The 16337-nt window shown below is 65.4% G+C and carries 15 protein-coding genes; 9 read left to right on the top strand and 6 right to left on the bottom strand.

All coding sequences use genetic code 11. From position 1 onward, the window contains the following. Positions 1–76: 76 nt before the first annotated feature. Both VAE54_RS03100 and VAE54_RS03095 read right to left on the bottom strand, forming a co-directional pair. Positions 77–1255 carry a hypothetical protein gene (locus VAE54_RS03100; RefSeq protein WP_322800471.1) on the bottom strand — a complete coding sequence of 393 codons (1179 nt, stop codon included), beginning with the start codon at positions 1253–1255 and terminating at the stop codon, positions 77–79. 24 nt (positions 1256–1279) lie between these two features. Next, the gene (locus VAE54_RS03095; RefSeq protein WP_322800470.1) at positions 1280–2542 is read right to left on the bottom strand and encodes a glycosyltransferase family 4 protein; all 1263 of its coding nucleotides are present in this window, start codon (positions 2540–2542) and stop codon (positions 1280–1282) included. Positions 2543–2885: 343 nt separating this feature from the next. On the opposite strand from VAE54_RS03095, the gene VAE54_RS03090 reads away from it, so the two are divergent. The 6 genes from VAE54_RS03090 to VAE54_RS03065 all read left to right on the top strand — a co-directional run bounded on the left by VAE54_RS03090 (position 2886) and on the right by VAE54_RS03065 (position 9754). Then, positions 2886–4586, top strand: coding sequence for a GH39 family glycosyl hydrolase (locus VAE54_RS03090; protein WP_322800469.1), 1701 nt, complete (start codon positions 2886–2888; stop codon positions 4584–4586). Between the two features lie 238 nt (positions 4587–4824). Next, positions 4825–6120, top strand: coding sequence for a hydroxymethylglutaryl-CoA reductase, degradative (locus tag VAE54_RS03085; RefSeq protein ID WP_322800468.1), 1296 nt, complete (start codon positions 4825–4827; stop codon positions 6118–6120). After that, the gene (locus VAE54_RS03080; RefSeq protein ID WP_322800467.1) at positions 6117–6818 is read left to right on the top strand and encodes a type II toxin-antitoxin system HicB family antitoxin; all 702 of its coding nucleotides are present in this window, start codon (positions 6117–6119) and stop codon (positions 6816–6818) included. The genes VAE54_RS03085 and VAE54_RS03080 overlap by 4 nt, the downstream gene beginning before the upstream one ends. A 175-nt stretch (positions 6819–6993) precedes the next feature. After that, complete coding sequence (locus tag VAE54_RS03075; RefSeq protein ID WP_322800466.1) at positions 6994–8073, top strand: hydroxymethylglutaryl-CoA synthase; 1080 nt, start codon at positions 6994–6996, stop codon at positions 8071–8073. 9 nt (positions 8074–8082) lie between these two features. Beyond that, on the top strand, positions 8083–9240 hold the full coding sequence (locus tag VAE54_RS03070) for a thiolase domain-containing protein (RefSeq protein ID WP_322800465.1): 1158 nt from the start codon (positions 8083–8085) through the stop codon (positions 9238–9240). A gap of 67 nt (positions 9241–9307) precedes the next feature. Further along, positions 9308–9754 carry a Zn-ribbon domain-containing OB-fold protein gene (locus VAE54_RS03065; RefSeq protein ID WP_322800464.1) on the top strand — a complete coding sequence of 149 codons (447 nt, stop codon included), beginning with the start codon at positions 9308–9310 and terminating at the stop codon, positions 9752–9754. 204 nt (positions 9755–9958) lie between these two features. On the opposite strand, the gene VAE54_RS03060 is transcribed toward VAE54_RS03065, so the two are convergent. Both VAE54_RS03060 and VAE54_RS03055 read right to left on the bottom strand, forming a co-directional pair. Then, positions 9959–10378 (bottom strand): hypothetical protein, encoded by a 420-nt coding sequence (locus VAE54_RS03060; protein ID WP_322800463.1) that lies wholly within the window; start codon positions 10376–10378, stop codon positions 9959–9961. A gap of 343 nt (positions 10379–10721) precedes the next feature. After that, entirely contained in the window at positions 10722–11408 is a 687-nt protein-coding gene (locus VAE54_RS03055) for a DedA family protein (RefSeq protein ID WP_322800462.1), read from the bottom strand. A 306-nt stretch (positions 11409–11714) separates the two neighbouring features. Between VAE54_RS03055 and VAE54_RS03050 the strand changes: the two genes are divergently transcribed. Both VAE54_RS03050 and VAE54_RS03045 read left to right on the top strand, forming a co-directional pair. Beyond that, positions 11715–13424 carry a helicase-associated domain-containing protein gene (locus VAE54_RS03050; RefSeq protein WP_322800461.1) on the top strand — a complete coding sequence of 570 codons (1710 nt, stop codon included), beginning with the start codon at positions 11715–11717 and terminating at the stop codon, positions 13422–13424. Positions 13425–13476: 52 nt separating this feature from the next. After that, positions 13477–14628 (top strand): glycosyltransferase, encoded by a 1152-nt coding sequence (locus VAE54_RS03045; protein WP_322800460.1) that lies wholly within the window; start codon positions 13477–13479, stop codon positions 14626–14628. Here the strand turns inward: VAE54_RS03045 and VAE54_RS03040 are convergent. Further along, positions 14574–15200: a hypothetical protein gene (locus VAE54_RS03040; RefSeq protein ID WP_322800459.1), complete on the bottom strand. Its 627-nt coding sequence runs from the start codon at positions 15198–15200 to the stop codon at positions 14574–14576. The genes VAE54_RS03045 and VAE54_RS03040 overlap by 55 nt on opposite strands. A gap of 102 nt (positions 15201–15302) precedes the next feature. After that, positions 15303–15461: a hypothetical protein gene (locus VAE54_RS03035; protein ID WP_322800458.1), complete on the bottom strand. Its 159-nt coding sequence runs from the start codon at positions 15459–15461 to the stop codon at positions 15303–15305. Positions 15462–15505: 44 nt separating this feature from the next. Between VAE54_RS03035 and VAE54_RS03030 the strand changes: the two genes are divergently transcribed. After that, complete coding sequence (locus VAE54_RS03030; protein ID WP_322800457.1) at positions 15506–16252, top strand: ABC transporter permease; 747 nt, start codon at positions 15506–15508, stop codon at positions 16250–16252. Positions 16253–16337: the final 85 nt, after the last annotated feature.

Genomic DNA, 16337 nt, shown 5'->3' with positions numbered 1-16337 from the left:
GCTCCCGAATCCCGGGCAGGCGCTTCATGCCCATGCGCCCGGGAAGAAGGTCATGACGAACGTGAAGCCCTCTCCCTCAGGAGGATAAGGGGTCCTGTCCTGGAGGGAGCTCCTTCGGGGCGTAGGGGCGGCTGTCGGTGAGCCACCACACCCCCAGCGCCCGGGCGGCCTGGATCGCCTGCGGATGGATCGCCGGACCCGCCACCACCGGAATCACCTCCGCCCCCGGCTCCGCCCGCCGCAGGATCTCCGCCCGCTCCACCGCCCGCTCCACATCGTCCGTATCCACCGTCGCCGAAACCTCCACCACCAGGAAGACCTCGCCCCCCGTCGCCCGGGAGCGGCCCCGCACCAGAACGTCCGCTTCCTCCAGCTCGGCCGCCTCCTCTGGGGTGAGCCGGCCCGCCGCCTCCGCCTGGCGGAGAAACGCCTCCCGCTCCTCCGGGGAGAGAATATGGGGATCCAGCACCAGGCGGCGGTAGCGGCGAGAGCGGGTGCGATAGCGGTCCTCGTGGATCCAGCCCCGCACCAGCCCATCCAGGTCCCCCACCCGCCGGGCGAGGATGCGCACCGCCTCCGCCAGCTCCGCGAAGCGGCGGTCGGTCTCCGCCCGGTATTCCAGGAACTCCTGGCGATGGGCCGCGAATTCCTCATAGTGCCGCCGCTGCGCCTCCGCCAGCTCGGCGAAGCGACGATCCGTCTCTGCGCGATGGGCAGCGAGGGATTCCTCGGTGCGCCGCTGCGCCTCCGCCAGCTCCGCGAAACGGCGATCGGTCTCCGCACGGTATTCCAGGAACTCCTGGCGATGGGCGGTGAAAGATTCAGCCAGGCGGTGGAGGCTCTCCTCGGTGCGCCGCTGGGCCTCCGCCAGCTCCGCAAAGCGGCGATCCACTTCCACCCGGAAGGCAGCGAATTCCTCATAATGTCGCCGTTGAGCTTCCGCCAGCCCGGCAAAGCGGCCGTCGACCTCCGCCCGGAAGGCGGCGAAGGCTTCATCGCGCTGTTGCTGGGCCTGGAGGAGGGCGGCCACCGATTGGGTCAGATCCTGCACCGACTGCGCCAGATCCTGCACCGTCGCCTTCAGATCCTCCACCGCCCGCTCCACCCGACCCACCCGCGTGGACACCCGGCGCAGGGTCCGGGGGGAGGTGAGCAGCTCCTGCGTGAGCAGGCGCTGGCGCAACGCCTCCACCCACTCCGGGTGCCGATCCAGCAGGCGGATCAGATCGTTGAAATCCCGCACCGTGAACCCCATCCGGAACCTCCCCACCTGATTCTATCATAATGATGGCCTCCGACCCATCGTGGGGGCTTCCTCCAGCAGCGGGATCAGGCGCTCCTGGATCAGGCGGGCGGCGTTGAACTGCTGGCGCACCCGTCGACGCAGCCGGGCCACCGGATCGGTTTCCAGAAAGCGGGCGATGGCTGCTGCGAGCGCCTCCGGGCCGCTTCCCTCAGGGAAGAGGAACACATCCTCTCCCCCCAGCTCCCGCAGGGCTGGAAGCTCGCGGGCGAACACCGGCAGGCGGGCCAGCCCGGCCTCCAGCACGGGCAGCCCGAACCCTTCCTCCTCGCTGGTGAGCAGCACCGCGTCCACCAGCATATAGAGATCCGCTACGGCTTCCTCCGGCAGGCCTTTCCTTAGATGTTCATGCAGAAAATGCGCCGCTCCCTCCAGCCCCCATGCGGCCCGCCGGGCGCGCAGCTCCTCCAGATAGGCCCGGTTGGCCGGCGTGTGGGCGCCCGGAGGACCCGTCACGAGGAGCCGGGCATCCCATCCGGTTCGCTCCCGCAGATGGCGAAGGACCGCCAGGGCGTCCTCCAGCCGCTTGCGACGGGTGATGCGGACCGGCGTCAGAAGGATGGCATCGGCATCCATCAGGCCCAGGGCCTCCACGATGGAGCGCGTGAGATCACCCCAGCGGAAGAACTCCCCGGGGTCCACCCCGTTCGGGATCACGTGGATCTCCGCGGTCGGGATCCTCCAGGCAGCGGCCAGGGCCTGGCGGCGGGCCTCGGAAACCGTTACGTGGATCACCGGCCATGGCCGGAAGACCAGATCCCACGGCTCCCCCCGGAAGCGAGGCGTCGCCGATCGCAGGATCACCGCATCGTGGTGCCATCCGATCCAGCGCCGGGGCTCCGCGGTCACGAGATCGTAGAGAGCGGCGGAGAGGATAAGGTTCTTGTCCATAGTGCAAACATTGTGGAGGATAATGACATCCACCCCGCGCAGGGCCTCCGCCAGACCACGGCGCAACCGCTCTCGCCACCGAGGGAATTCTTCGGGAAGACGGCCCTCCCGCAACACCGCCTGGAGCGGGGCGATCTCCGGCGATCCGCCATACATCGGCGGGATCGCCGTCGTCTCTACCCCGGGCATGCTCGAATCGACCACGCCAGCGATGATCCGAACCGGGTAGCCGGCGGCCGCCAGGATGCGGGCCTGGCGGGCGAGCACGGCCTCCACCCCTCCGATCACCGGAGGGGCCGTATAGTGGATCAGCGCCACACGGGGCTTCGCCCGCTCATCGGAGCGCATCCCGAGCCTCCAGGCTCATTGGGTCGGATCCCGAACCGATGCGGCCTGTCCGATCCCCCAGAGATCTTCCATGAACCCATCCTTACGACCCGGCCCGGTTGGAGGCTCCGGCGGATCCGATTTGGCGGGCCGGTGTTTTCCGATTATGATGGCCTGAAAGCCCTGGGGCAAGAGAAGCCAAAGATTTTCCAGAGGGGCAACATGCCTCTTCTCCGCACCGTATAGCTGTGCGATCCGGCCTTCGCCCGAAGTCCCGTTCCATGAGGCAGCAGCAGGCAACCGGGGCTCGCCTCGAGCCTGCTCCAGCGCGAACCGGTTCCCGCCCGACCGTGGAGGGAAAGCTGTGGGAACGCGCCGTGGCGTATGGGCCATGATCCTCGTGCTGCTGGGGAGCAACGCCTGGACCGGGTCGATCCCGGAAGCCCTTCCCCGGCCGCTGGCTCGGAGCCGGGAGGAAAGCGCCTTATCCTCCCCATTCCGCGTCTATCTGCCCCTCGTCGCCCGTCAGGAGCCGCAGGCTGCTCCTGGGGTGGATTTCGGACTCGTCTTCATCACGTCGGCGGAGCAGCCAGCCGACCCGGCTCGCTTCGATCGGGCGCGGCGGCTGGGCGCCCGCTGGGACCGCTGGCCCCTCTACTGGAGCGGCGTGGAGACGTCCCCCGGAGTCTATCAGTGGGCCCATGGGGATCAGACCCTTCGGGATGCCCTCGCCCAGGGCTTCGAGGTCTCCCTGATCCTGATGGGCACTCCGGGCTTCTACGCCGCCGGAGGCCCCTCCGCCCAACCGCCTATCGGCGGGTCGATCCTCCGCCGGCCGTCTGGGGCGATCACCCCGGACGCGCCGATCCATATCGCTGCGGCGAATCCCCCGGCCGGCCTCTACGCGCCCATCTTCGCCGATGGGACCGATCGCCCCGGCCCGGGCAAAACCATCAACCCGGCGAACCGATGGGCCGCCTTCGTCTATCAGGCGGTCGCCCGCTACCGACCGGGCGGGGCAGCCAGCCGCGAGGTGCCCGGATGGCCAGTCGGACGCGGGGTCCGCGCCTGGGAGATCTGGAACGAACCCGACCTCTCGTCCTTCTGGAGTGGGAGCGCGGCGGATTACGCCCGCCTGCTGAAGGTAGCCGCCATCGCCGCGCGCCAGGCGGATCCCCAGGCCCGCATCCTGTTCGGCGGGCTGGCCATCTTCGAGAAGCCCGGGTGGCTGCAGGAAGTTCTGAGCACGCTCCAGAACGATCCCGACCCCGATCTGCGGGACGCCTTCGGCTGGTATTTCGATGTCCTCCCGATCCACAGCTACAGCTACGCCTGGCAGACGTTCCGCTACCTGAATCAGGTGAAGGGAACCCTGCGATCCTTCGGGCTCACGAAGGAGCTCTGGGTGAACGAGAGCGGCCTGCCGGTGTGGGACGATTACCCTGGGCCGACATGGGATCCGAACAGCGGCTACCGGGGGACCCGTGAAGAGCAGGCGGCCTATGTGGTGCAGAGTGCAGCTTACGCCATCTGGCTGGGGGCCCGGGTGATCTTCCACTTCATGCTTCACGATGATTGCGGGAACGGTCCGGATTCTCATGATGCCTTCGGCCTTTACCGGAACCCGGACCCGGCCCCCTGCTATCCCTCAGATGCGGGGGCGCGCCCGGCGGCGGCCGCCTACCAGCTGGTCGCCACCCATCTGCGCGGGGCTACGCCCCTCTGGCGTCTGCGCACCACGAACGGCCAGACCGACTGGAACGCGTGCACCGGGCAGGTGGAGTGGTTCGCCTTCCAGCGGCCGGACGGAGCACGGGTGCTGCTGGCCTGGACCCGCCTGAATGTCCCAGCGACAATCACGGTGACCGCCATCGCGCCCCAGGGGATCATCTACGACGTCCGCACCGGAGCGGCGACCGGAGTGCGTCCCGCGAACGGCATTTATACCTTCTCCTTACCACCTGCGACCAATTACAACACGCCCACCCTTTGTAATCCGGCCCGGCAAAAGCAAGGGGAAGCCGCCGTGGGAGGGATCCCTCTCTTCCTGGTAGAGGGACCATAGAGATCTCGCCCGGTTGCAACAGGGGGCCTCGAAGGCCTTCCCAACTCCCAATTTGTTAGCTATTCGTTAGCTCTTTGATTCCTCCTACTGCCCCGGAGGAGCCGCCCACCGGATCTCCGAGATCGGCGTTTCGAAGGCTGTGAAAGAGGCGACGCCACCCCCATATTCCCCATGTTGTAACCCGGGATAGATCGTTGATAGATTTTGACAGCAAATCCCCTCCATAATTTTTTATGTGATGTCCAGCCGCACTTCTCGTTACCCGGGCTTCTATCGATTGCCGCTGGAAGCGCGCGCCCGCTGGGTCGCCGAACAGGCCGGTCTGACCCCCGAGGAGCAGGCTTTGTTGATCAATGGCGGTCTAACATTAGAAGAGGCGGACCATCTGGTGGAAAATGTGATCGGCCGGTTCGCGCTGCCCTTTGCGGTGGCGGTGAACTTCCTGATCAATGGCCGGGAGGTCCTGATCCCGATGGTGATTGAGGAGCCCTCGGTGGTGGCGGCGCTCTCCCATGCCGCCCGCCTGGCTCGGGCCGGTGGGGGATTCCTCGCGGGCAGCGATGAGCCTATTATGCGCGGGCAGATCCAGATTATGGATCTCCCCGATCTTTCCACAGCGGCCCGGGCGATCGAGGAACAGATCGAGACGATCCGAACGGCGGCTGAGGCTGCCACGCCCTCCATCGTCGCCCGGGGCGGAGGGTTCCGGGGGCTGGAGGTCATCCCATTCCCGAACACGCCTGTCGGGCCGATGCTCGTTGTGCACCTGTTCTATGATGTCCGGGACGCGATGGGGGCCAATGCCGTGAACACCGTCTGCGAGGCGGTGGCCCCTCGGATCGCCCAGATCACGGGAGGGCGGGTGGTCCTGCGAATCCTTTCGAATTTAGCGGACCGCCGGCGGGCCTGGGCGGAGGTCCGGATCCCCCCGGAAGCTCTGGAGACGCCGGACTTCCCGGGGGATCTCGTGATCCAGGGGATTCTGGAGGCGCAGGCGCTGGCCGAAGTGGACCCCTATCGGGCGGCCACGCATAACAAAGGGATCATGAACGGCATCGATGCGGTGGCCCTGGCTACCGGCAACGACTGGCGGGCGATTGAGGCGGGCGCCCACGCCTATGCCGCACGGGATGGCCGGTATCGGCCGCTCACCCGATGGTGTCGGGACGAAGGGGGGGCTCTGTATGGACGGATTGAGCTGCCCCTGGCGGTGGGGATCGTGGGGGGAGCCACCCAGGCCCATCCCCTGGCCCGGGTGGCCCTCAAGATCCTGGGCGTTTCGTCCGCGCGGGAGCTGGCGGAGATCATGGCCGCCGTGGGCCTGGCCCAGAACCTGGCCGCCCTGCGGGCCCTGGCCACCGAGGGGATCCAGCGCGGGCATATGGAATTGCACGCCCGTCAGATCGCCATGGCCGCCGGGGCCGCTGGCGAGGAGATCGATCGGATCGCCGAACGGCTCGTCATGGAGCGCAACATCCGCCTGGCCCGGGCCCGGGAGCTTCTGCAAGAGCTTCGGGGGGGAGCCCCTGGATGACCTACCGGATCGGACTGGAACGCGGCGCGGAAAGAGGCCATATCGCCTGGGTTCTCGATTACCCGGGATGCTTCGCCTTCGGGCACACCGAGCGGGAAACCCTGGAGCGGATCCCGGAGGCGATCCGGGATTATTTCGCCTGGCTGGGCGCTCATGGGATCCCCGCCGCAGGGCCTGGGGTTCCGGAGGATTTCCGGGTGGTGGAGATCTTCGAGGTCTACACGATCAACGAACGCTTCGAGCGAGGCGGCTCCCGGGAGGTGAACGCGTGGTTTCTGGACGACTGGCGGCCACTGACGGAGGAAGAGGTGGAGTTCGGCCTTCAGGTCCTCGCTGCCTCCCGGGCGGATCTCCGGGCGGCGGTGGAGGGCCTGCCGGACCCGGTTCTGGACGCGGTGCTGCCGGGCCAGCGGTGGTCTATGCGCGGGGTGCTGCGCCATGTGGCTCACGGGGAGAACTGGTATCTCAGTCGACTGGGGCGGGATCTCAAAGATCCACCCGTGGAGATCTGGGCGCATCTGGAACAGGTTCGCCACGCCCTGGAACAGGCCCTTCAAGATTGGATCGGGCAATCGATCGTCGTGGGCGTGGATGGAGAGTTCTGGTCTCCACGCAAAGTATTGCGCCGGGCCGCATGGCATGAGCGGGACCACGTGCTTCATCTTCACCAGCTGCGTCGGGCGATGGGGTGGTCATAAGCATGGGAATGGCAGATCCCAGGCCCGCCCTGGAAGGCGCCCATTCGCGAGCGGCCCTTCGGGGCCTCTGGCGTGAAGGAGGAAGAGCTGAGGAGAAGCCACCTGGCCTACCGGGTTCCAGCTCAACCGCGCAAGCCTGATACAGACACCTTGACCGATCGATCGGAGGGTTCCAATGCATGAGAACGGCCATCGGATCCTGAAGCCGTCCCGCTCAGTTGGCATCGTGGGCTATGGGGCTTACGTCCCTCGCTACCGCCTTCCGGGCGCTGAGATCTCCCGCCTGTGGACCGGCGGGGCGGAGCCCCCACCGGTGCGGGAGAAGGCTGTGCCGGGGCCCGATGAGGATGTGGTGACGATGTCCATCGAGGCGGCCCGGAACGCCCTGGCCCGGGCAGGGATTGCGGCGCATCGCCTGCGGGCAGTCTGGGTGGGCAGCGAATCGCATCCCTACGCGGTCAAACCCAGCGGCACTCTCGTCGCTGAGGCCATTGGAGCCACCCCCTACGTTCAGGCTGGGGATTGGGAATTCGCATGCAAAGCGGGCACGGAGGCCATGCAGGCCGCCATCGGCTTTGTGGGCTCAGGGATGGCCGATTACGCGATGGCCATCGGGACCGACACGGCCCAGGGCCGGCCGGGCGATGCCCTGGAATACACGGCCGGGGCGGGCGGGGCCGCCTTCATCATCGGCCCAGCAGAGGAGAGCCTGGCGATCCTGGAGGGATCGCTCTCCTATGTCACCGATACCCCGGATTTCTGGCGCCGGGCCCACGCCCGGTATCCGGAGCACGGCGGCCGTTTCACCGGGGAGCCCGCCTACTTCCACCATATCGTGGAAGCCGCCCGCCAGCTGATGGAAGCGCTGGGAGCCCGGCCGGAGGATTACACGTATGCGGTGTTTCACCAGCCGAACGTGAAATTCCCTCAGAAGGCCGCGAAGATGCTCGGGTTCCAGCTGGAGCAGATCCGGACCGGTCTCCTGGTGGACGAGATCGGCAATACTTATGCGGGATCATGTCTGATCGGGCTGACCGCTATCCTGGACGAGGCACAGCCGGGTGATCGGATCCTGGCCGTGTCCTTCGGCTCCGGCGCCGGATCCGACGCCTTCTCCCTGGTGGTGACGGAAGCCATCCTGGAGCGGCGGGATCGAGCGCCTCGAACCCGGGATTATATTGCCCGCCGCGTGGTGATCGATTACGCCACCTATGCTCGCTATCGTCGGAAGATCGTGATGGACACTGAGGCGTAAGGAGGCGTGATGCGCGAGGTCGCCATTATCGGCATCGGCCAGACCCCGGTGGGAGAGCACTGGGATAAAGGACTGCGGGAGCTGGCGCTGGAGGCGTTAGAGACCGCTATGCGGGATGCGGGGGTGGAGCGGCTGGACGCTCTATACATCGGGAATATGCTCTCGGGGCAGGTGGAGGCCCAGGAGCATCTGGGGGCGCTGGTGGCCGATTTCGCCGGGATGCACGGCGTGGAGGCAGTCAAGATCGAAGCGGCATGTGCCTCCGGCGCCGCCGCCCTGCGGATCGGCTACGCCATGGTCGCAGGGGGTCTGGCGGACTTCGTGGCCGTGGTGGGGGTGGAGAAAATGACGGACGCCTCCGGGGAAACGATCACCGCCGCCCTGGCGACAGCAGCCGATGCGGAATATGAAGCGGTGCACGGGATGACCTTCACCGCCCTCAATGCCCTGTTGATGCGCCGCTACATGCATGAATACGGATACCGGCGAGAGGATTTCGCGCCCTTCTCCATCAATGCGCACCACAACGCTATCCACAACCCCTATGCAATGCTACGGTTCCCGATCACGGCGGAGGCTTTCGCCTCCGCCCGCATGATCGCCGATCCGATCACCCTCCTGGACGCCTCGCCGGTCTGCGATGGGGCGGCAGCGGTGATCCTGTGCCCGGCGGATCAGGCCCGGGCGTTTCAGGAGCGCCCGGTCCGCATCCGGGCATCCGCCGTGGCCACGGACACGGTGGCCCTGCACGATCGCCGGGATCCCCTCTGGCTGGAGGCAGCCGCCCTCTCGGCCTACCGGGCTTTCCAGCAGGCCGGGGTTCGCCCGGAGGACGTCGATTTCTTTGAGCTGCACGATGCCTTCACGATCATGGCGGCCCTCTCCCTGGAGGCCTGCGGTTTTGCGCCCCGAGGGCGCGGGGTGGCCATGGCCCTGGAGGGGGCGATCTTCCGGGATGGCCGGCTTCCCATCGCGACGATGGGTGGGCTGAAGGCCCGGGGGCATCCGGTCGGAGCCACCGGGATCTATCAGGTGGTGGAAGCCGTCGTGCAACTGCGGGGCCAGGCCGGGCCCAACCAGGTCCCACACGCCCGCCTGGGGATGACCCAGAACATCGGGGGGACGGGGGCCACGGTGATCACCCACATTCTGGAGGCCATGGATTAACAGCAGGATGGGAGGCCGGCGTGGCCCTCCCCATCCATCATGTCCCATTTGCCAGAAGGAGGTTGCTATGCATCCTGCGCGCGCATGGCGTGGACGATCCCAGCGATATCGCCTGGAAGGGGAAATCTGCGAGGGGTGTGGCGCTCGCCTGTTCCCGCCTCGGGATGTCTGCCCGGAGTGCCAGCGGCCCGCGCGCACGCCGTATCCCTTCTCGGGCCGCGGGGAGGTCTATTCCTACACGGTGGTCTATGAGCCGCCGGCGGGCTATGAAGAGCAAGCCCCTTACATCGTGGCGTTGATCAAACTGGAGGAAGGCCCGCTGGTCTCGGCAATGCTCACCGATGTGGGACCAGAGGAGGTCTACATCGGGATGCCTGTGGAGATGGTGACCCGTGTCCTGCACCGCCAGGGCGAGCACGGGGTGATCGCGTATGGCTATAAATTCCGGCCCGTCCTCCGCCGTAGGGTAACGATCCCTTCTCCATCGGCCACCGTGACAGCGCGAGCGGAATAAAGGGCGCGGAATCTTCCTGAGGCCCCCTGGGGCGGTGCCGGTCATCTCTGGCCATCCGCGCCGCCCCGGGGAATATTCCTGCTCCGGGCCAAAGAGCCTCCACGGGAGAACGGGGATTCCCCAGGGCCTTATCCCTCCGCATTGCCCGCCGCTGGGGTCGTCCCAGGAGAGAACCTCCTCGGATGCCCTGGTGACAGCTGGCCATCAGCGACCGGGATCCGCCTGATCCTCCTCGCAGCGGGCGAGGGTGAACAGCAGCGCAGGTAAGCGCTCCAGATACTCATGAACCGCTGCATGGGCCTGCGCCCTCTCTTGCTGGAGGTCCTGCCCCATCCGTCGAGCCACGATCGAGAGAAGATCCAGGATCGCCCCGCTCACGGTATCGCCCGGGAATTCAGGAAACCCTCGAGCATGACGCTCCTGCTCCATGGTTTCCTGCGTTTGCTCCAGCCAGCGCAACCGCTCTGCAACAAAAGATGAAAGATCCCAGGCGGGGGAGGCAACAGGCTGTTCGATCATTTGCTGAAGATCCTGTTGAAGAACAAGCAGAACGGCCTGGACCCGAGCGCTGTGGGCGGCGGCACGGGCCAGGCCCAGCCAGGCGCTCAACTCCCGGAGGAGCATATCAGATGGCCAACTCCCACGCTGGTTCATATGGCCCTGGAATCCATGAAACGCCTCAGATCCTTGGGGTTCCCCCTCTGACTGGCTGAGCGACATTTCCCCTCCTTGAGCCGGGATCCATCCCAAGCGAATCCGGAGGATCTCATGGGGAAGAGACAGAGGAAGTCCGAGATCGCCGGATGCTTATCCTTGATTATAATCATCGTGATTGATATGATCAAATTTTGACGATGAAACCATGTGCTTTCCAGGCAGCGCATTCCGCCCCCTTTGAAGATTTGGGGCCAGGCAGGACCCTTTCCATCAAGATGGGGGGCAGCGATGCATGGAAGGCCTCTGCTTGCTATGAGCTTTTTTCTGGAGGATCTGCTTCCCCAATGGATGGAAGAAACGCTTCATATCCTTCCCGGGCGTGACGGATATGTCGGTAGAGATAATAAGCGAACCCACTTAGCAGGGCGAGGGCGATCGGGATATCGAAAGGTCGCATGATCCGACGCAGCTCCTCCCAGTGCTGGCCGAACAGATAACCGCCCGCTGCCAGACCGGCGCACCAGATGAAGGAGCCGATCAAGCTCAACGATAGGAAAGGGAAAAACGGGATGCGCGTAACCCCCGCCGGAAACGAAATGAATGTGCGCACAATCGGCAGCAGGCGGGAGAGAAAGGTGGCCCACAGCCCCCAGCGGGCGAACCATTGATCCGCGGCTTTTAGGTCACGGGGGCTGATCAGGAGGTAACGTCCATATCGGAAGAGGAAGGGTCTGCCGCCGTAATAGCCCAGTCCGTAGGACAGCAAGGAGCCCAGCGTGCAACCCAGCCCTCCGTAGAATCCCCCCTCCAGAGCCGCCTGAAGAAGCGTCCCTCCCCGGGCCTGAACCAGCATCCAGCCGGCCAGGGGCATGGTGACCTCGCTGGGGATCGGAATGTTGGCGCTCTCAAGCGCCATGATCAGGATCACCCCTCCCCATCCCATCCACTGGAACAGATTCTGAAGGAACAGCACCAACTGATGCTCCAGAGTTTCCATGATCCCCCCTTGAAATAAATTATGATCCGGGCATGTAACGCTTTAACCCCAGCCATGACTCAGAGGACCCCCAGGGGAAGAAAAAGGGGAAATCCCCCATGGGCTTCTTAATTTTATTTTAATGCAACGGTCTCCCCGACCATCTTCCCGAGCACCCGCCCGGTGTTTCAATTCGGAAGCAGGGGGATCGGAGCTACGCTGCCGGCTTTCCCGGGGGTGTCCTTCTATCTCCACCCCATTGGAAGCCCGTTCCGATCCGGCACGCGAGTTGCGTTATATTAACAGTAACCTGGGGGAGGTCCCTGTATGCCCGTCCGCTCGCTTCGGCAAAGCTTGAGCGAACTGGATCTTGCGCATCTACGGGTGATCGCGCGCTTCTGGGACGTGGATCCTCAGCATCTCTCCCGCGAGGCGCTGATCGCCCGGTTACTGCCCGTGATGATGGATCCAGAACGCCAGGGGACGCACTGGGCTCGTCTGGGATCGGAGGAGCAGGAGGCCCTCCGGACCCTGGTGATAGCCGGAGGGGTGATGCCTGCTGCCACATTCCAGCGGCGCTTTGGGGAGATCCGCCGGGTAGGCGCCGCCCGTCTGGAGGGCGAACGCCTCTGGGAACGACCGGCAGGTCCAGCGGAGGCCCTCTGGTTTCGGGGATGGATCTTCCTGGGATTCGTGGAGCAGCCAGCTGGATTTGAGGAGGTGGTTTTCATTCCGGATGAGCTGTTGCTGGGCTTGCCCCCCATGGTGGAGGCGCCCCGCCCCCAGATGCCGGAGATGCTCCCCACCGCCCCTGCCCCGATCCGGATCCGGCGGGCGGGGACGACGCCGGCGGACGATTTCTGCACGCTGTTAAGCTTTATACATAACGAAGCGCCTCCGGCGGCCATGACCCCGGAAGAGCTATGGGCGCGATTTCCGATCCTGCGCCGGCAGCTGCGCTGGCCCCACCGGGAGCGCTGGTCGCTGCTCTGGCACCTGGCCGGAACGCTCCAGATGATCCAGGTCCGGCGGGATTCCCTGCGCCTGGATCCGGAAGTCACCACGCGCTGGCTCCAGGCTCCGCTGATGGAGCAATTGCGCGCCCTCCTTGAGGCCTGGCGGGACAATGTGCAATGGAACGATCTCTTTCACGTGCCTACCTTACGGCCCGAGCCCACGGGCTCCTGGCAGAACGATCCCCGGCTGCCTCGCCAGACCCTGCTGCAGCTCCTGGCCCGATTAGATCCGGGATGCTGGTATGCGATCCCCGATCTCATCCGCGAGATCAAAGCGAAGAACCCGACCTTCCAGCGGACAGAGGCGGAGTTCTCCACCTGGTATATCCGGGATGCGGAAACAGGAGATTACCTGCATGGATTTGAAAACTGGGATCGGGTGGAAGGGGCGCTTCTGCGCTATCTGCTGACCGGCCCTCTCCACTGGCTGGGAGTGGTGGATCTGGGGGATCCGGATCGGATACGCCTTTCGCCCTTCGGGGCTGCTTACCTGGCCAAGGGAGATCCGCCTCCGGACGGAGATACGCGTTTCGTCCTGCTGGAGGATGGCACCATCGAGATCGGAGCCGCCCGCCGATATGAACGTTTTCAGATCGCCCGGATCGCCGACTGGATCGCTTCGGGAGAGGTCTATCGCTACCGCATCACTGCCCGTTCCCTGACCCGGGCGCGGGGGCAGAACATCGGCCCGGAGCGGATCCTGGATTTCTTCCGGCGCTATGATCTGACCATGCCGGAAGCCCTGAGCCGCGCCCTGACCCGCTGGGCCAGCCGGGGAACGGAGGCTACGGTGGAGCAGGCGCTGGTGCTGCGTGTGAGCGATCCCGAGCTGTTACGCCAACTGCTGTCCACGGAGGCCCGCCGATATGTGCGGGATGTCCTCTCGCCTATCGCTGCCATCATCCATCCATCCGGCTGGGCCCAGGTGCGCGCCGCGCTTCTGCAGCTCGGCGTGGTGCCGGAGGAATCCCTCGGAACCGAACATGAGCACCTGCTCCCTGGAGCAGGCCCGGGGATCTAACTATGGAAAGGCTCATCGCCTCACGAGTTCCACACGAGGAAACAAAGCCTCCATGCGGGTGATCCATCTATACAAAGACTACTTCCCGATCCTCGGGGGGATCGAGAACCACATTCGCGCCCTGGCCGAGGCCCAGGCCCGCATGGGGCTGGAGGTGATCGTCCTGGTGACCTCGCCGTCCCGGAAAACGATGGAGCTCCGGGATGGATCCGTCCGGGTTCTGAAGGCCTCCCGCTGGTTTACCGTGGCTTCCACGCCCTTGAGCCTGGCGTTCTTCCTCTATGCCCGCCGCTTTCTTCCGCAAGCGGATCTGATCCACCTCCATCATCCCTATCCTCCCGCGGAGATCGCCTACCTCATGAGCGGAGGGAACAGGCCCGCCGTCCTGACTTACCATAGCGACATCGTGCGCCAGCGCCTGAGCGGCCGGCTCTATCGTCCATGGCTCTATCGGGTCCTGGGACGGGTCGCACGGATCCTGGTGACCAGCCCGGTTTACCTGGAAACCTCGCCTCACCTGCAGGCCTTCCGGGATAAATGCCGCGTGGTCCCCCTGGGGATCGATGTGGCCCGCTTCCTGACGGCGCCCCCCGAAGCTCCCCGGGCGCTCCGGTCCTCCTGGTGCTCTGCTCCGCACCGCCCCCATGCGCTCTTCGTAGGACGCCTTCGATACTACAAGGGGCTGGATACCCTCCTCCAGACGCTCACCCGCCTGCCGGATCTCCACGTCACCATTGTGGGAACTGGCCCGATGGAGCGCGCCTGGCGGACGTTGGCCCGGGATCTCCGGGTGAGCGATCGCGTCCATTTCCTCGGTGAAGTGCCGGATCCAGAGCTGCCGCTGGTTTACCACGCGGCGGATCTGTTCGTCCTGCCTGCCAGCGCCCGGGCGGAGGCCTTCGGGACCGTGTTGCTGGAAGCGATGGCGGCGGGCCTTCCGGTCGTCACCACCGAGATCGGAACCGGGACGACATGGGTTGTTGGAGGAGCGGGATGGATCGTCCCCCCTCGGGATCCCGAAGCGCTGGCGGAGGCGATTCGGGAAATCCTGGCTCACCCGGAAGCAGCCCGGGCGCGAGGGCGTCAGGGTCAGGAGCGCGTGCGTCGGGAATTCACCCTCGAGAAAATGGCGCAACGCGTGCTGGAGATCTACGAGGAGGTCCTCCACCAGGCTGCTTCCCAGAGCGCCAGCCCCAATCCGTAAAGGGGAAGTCCCCATCCGATCGCTGGAGCCAGCCCCAGATGGCGGGCCCACAGGCTCCACACCTGAACCAGCTCAGGCCCCACTCCCCCCAGCATCGCCCAGGGCAAGGCCAGCGCCAGCCGCCGTCGCCATGATGGAGGCCAGAGGGGCAAGGATCCGACCAGCAGCATGGTCAGCATCCCGCCCAGGAATCCACCTCGTCCCTCGATCGAAAGGGGGTTCAGAAGGTCTGGATAAGGGGGCCAGGTCGCGAGCGGCCATAATCCGGCAAGGATCCACAATAGAGATCTCCCGTGGCGAAGGGATTTCCCCGGCTCCGCCAGCGCCAGGAGGGCCAGCGCCAGGGCAAGGCCCCACAAGGGGATCCACAGGCGCTCCCGCAAAAGCGGTCCATAACCCGCGCGCTGAAAAAAGACCAGGAAGGGAACCAGATCGAAGCCCGAGAAGGTCAACCCTGCGCTGTGGCCATCGAGCCAGGGCGCCCAGTATCCGACCAGCATCCCCCCCCAGGCCAGCCAGGCCAGCGACCTTCCAGACCCCGCGGCTCGAGGCGATTGGAGCGGGATTCCCATCCTCAGCCTCCATGGCTCTATGGTTTCAGGATGGCGATGGCGGGGGACAGCCCCACCCGGGTTTTTGGGATGTTCCTGGGACCTGCACCGCCCGTCCTGGATTCATGGTCCAGGCAGGAAGAGCCTCATGGGCGTTGGCGTGGGCGGAGGCGGCGGCACTGTCGTGAGAAGGCTGGTCAGGATCAAGCTGAGCACAGCCAGGACGGCTAAAATAATGAACACCGTCTGTTGCCACCGATACCCGGATGGACGGCGGGGCATTTCGCAAGACCTCCTCCATGAAGTCCTGTGAGGGAACAAGGGCCATGTCGCGGCGCAGCAGCGAGGTGCTATTCGCTATCGGGATTTTGCTTCTCCTCTGGCATCTGCTTGCGGAGCTCGTCCGACGCCCGATACTTCCCACACCGGTCGTGGTCGGAGCCGCCCTGGTGCAGGAGCTACGGGGAGATCTGGCCATGCATCTTCTGGCCAGCGCTGGACGGGTGATGGTCAGCATCGCCCTCTCCATCGCCACAGCAGCTCCCCTGGGGCTGGCCCTGGGCCTCAGCCCACGGCTCCACCGGCTGATTTCCCCCTTTCTTTATATTCTCTACCCGATCCCCAAGGTGGTGCTGGTGCCTGTGCTGATCCTGTTTTTCGGCGTGGGGGATCTGGCCAAGATCCTGCTCATCTTCCTGATTTTGTTCTTTCAGATCCTGGTGCTGGTGCGGGATGCGGCGGCGAGCCTGCGGCCGGAACTGGTGCTGTCGGTGCGGAGCCTGGGGGCGGGGCGGCGGGCCCTCTTCCGGTTCGTTTATATCCCTGCCTCCCTGCCCGCCATCCTGACCGCCGTGCGGCAGAGCATCGGCACGGCGGTTGCAGTGCTGTATCTGAGCGAGCTGCTCGCCACGCGCTACGGCCTGGGCTATTATATCTACATTCAGGCCAGCACTTTCTTTAACTATCCGGCGATGTATGCGGGGATCGTCCTGATGAGCGTTCTGGGCCTCGCCCTTTATCTCATCGTGGATGCGCTGGAGCGGCGCTGGTGTCGCTGGATGTTCGCGGTGTGATCCTCCCCGGATTTCTCCATGAGGGCTTTTCTCTCCTCTCGTGACCCAGAGAGCCTGGCGGAGAAGAAAGAGGCTCGTTTCTAAA

The organism is Thermoflexus sp. (genome assembly GCF_034432235.1).
Classification (GTDB): Bacteria; Chloroflexota; Anaerolineae; order Thermoflexales; family Thermoflexaceae; genus Thermoflexus.
Note: the sequence above shows the minus strand (reverse complement) of the source record. Positions and strands in the feature narration are given on the sequence as shown.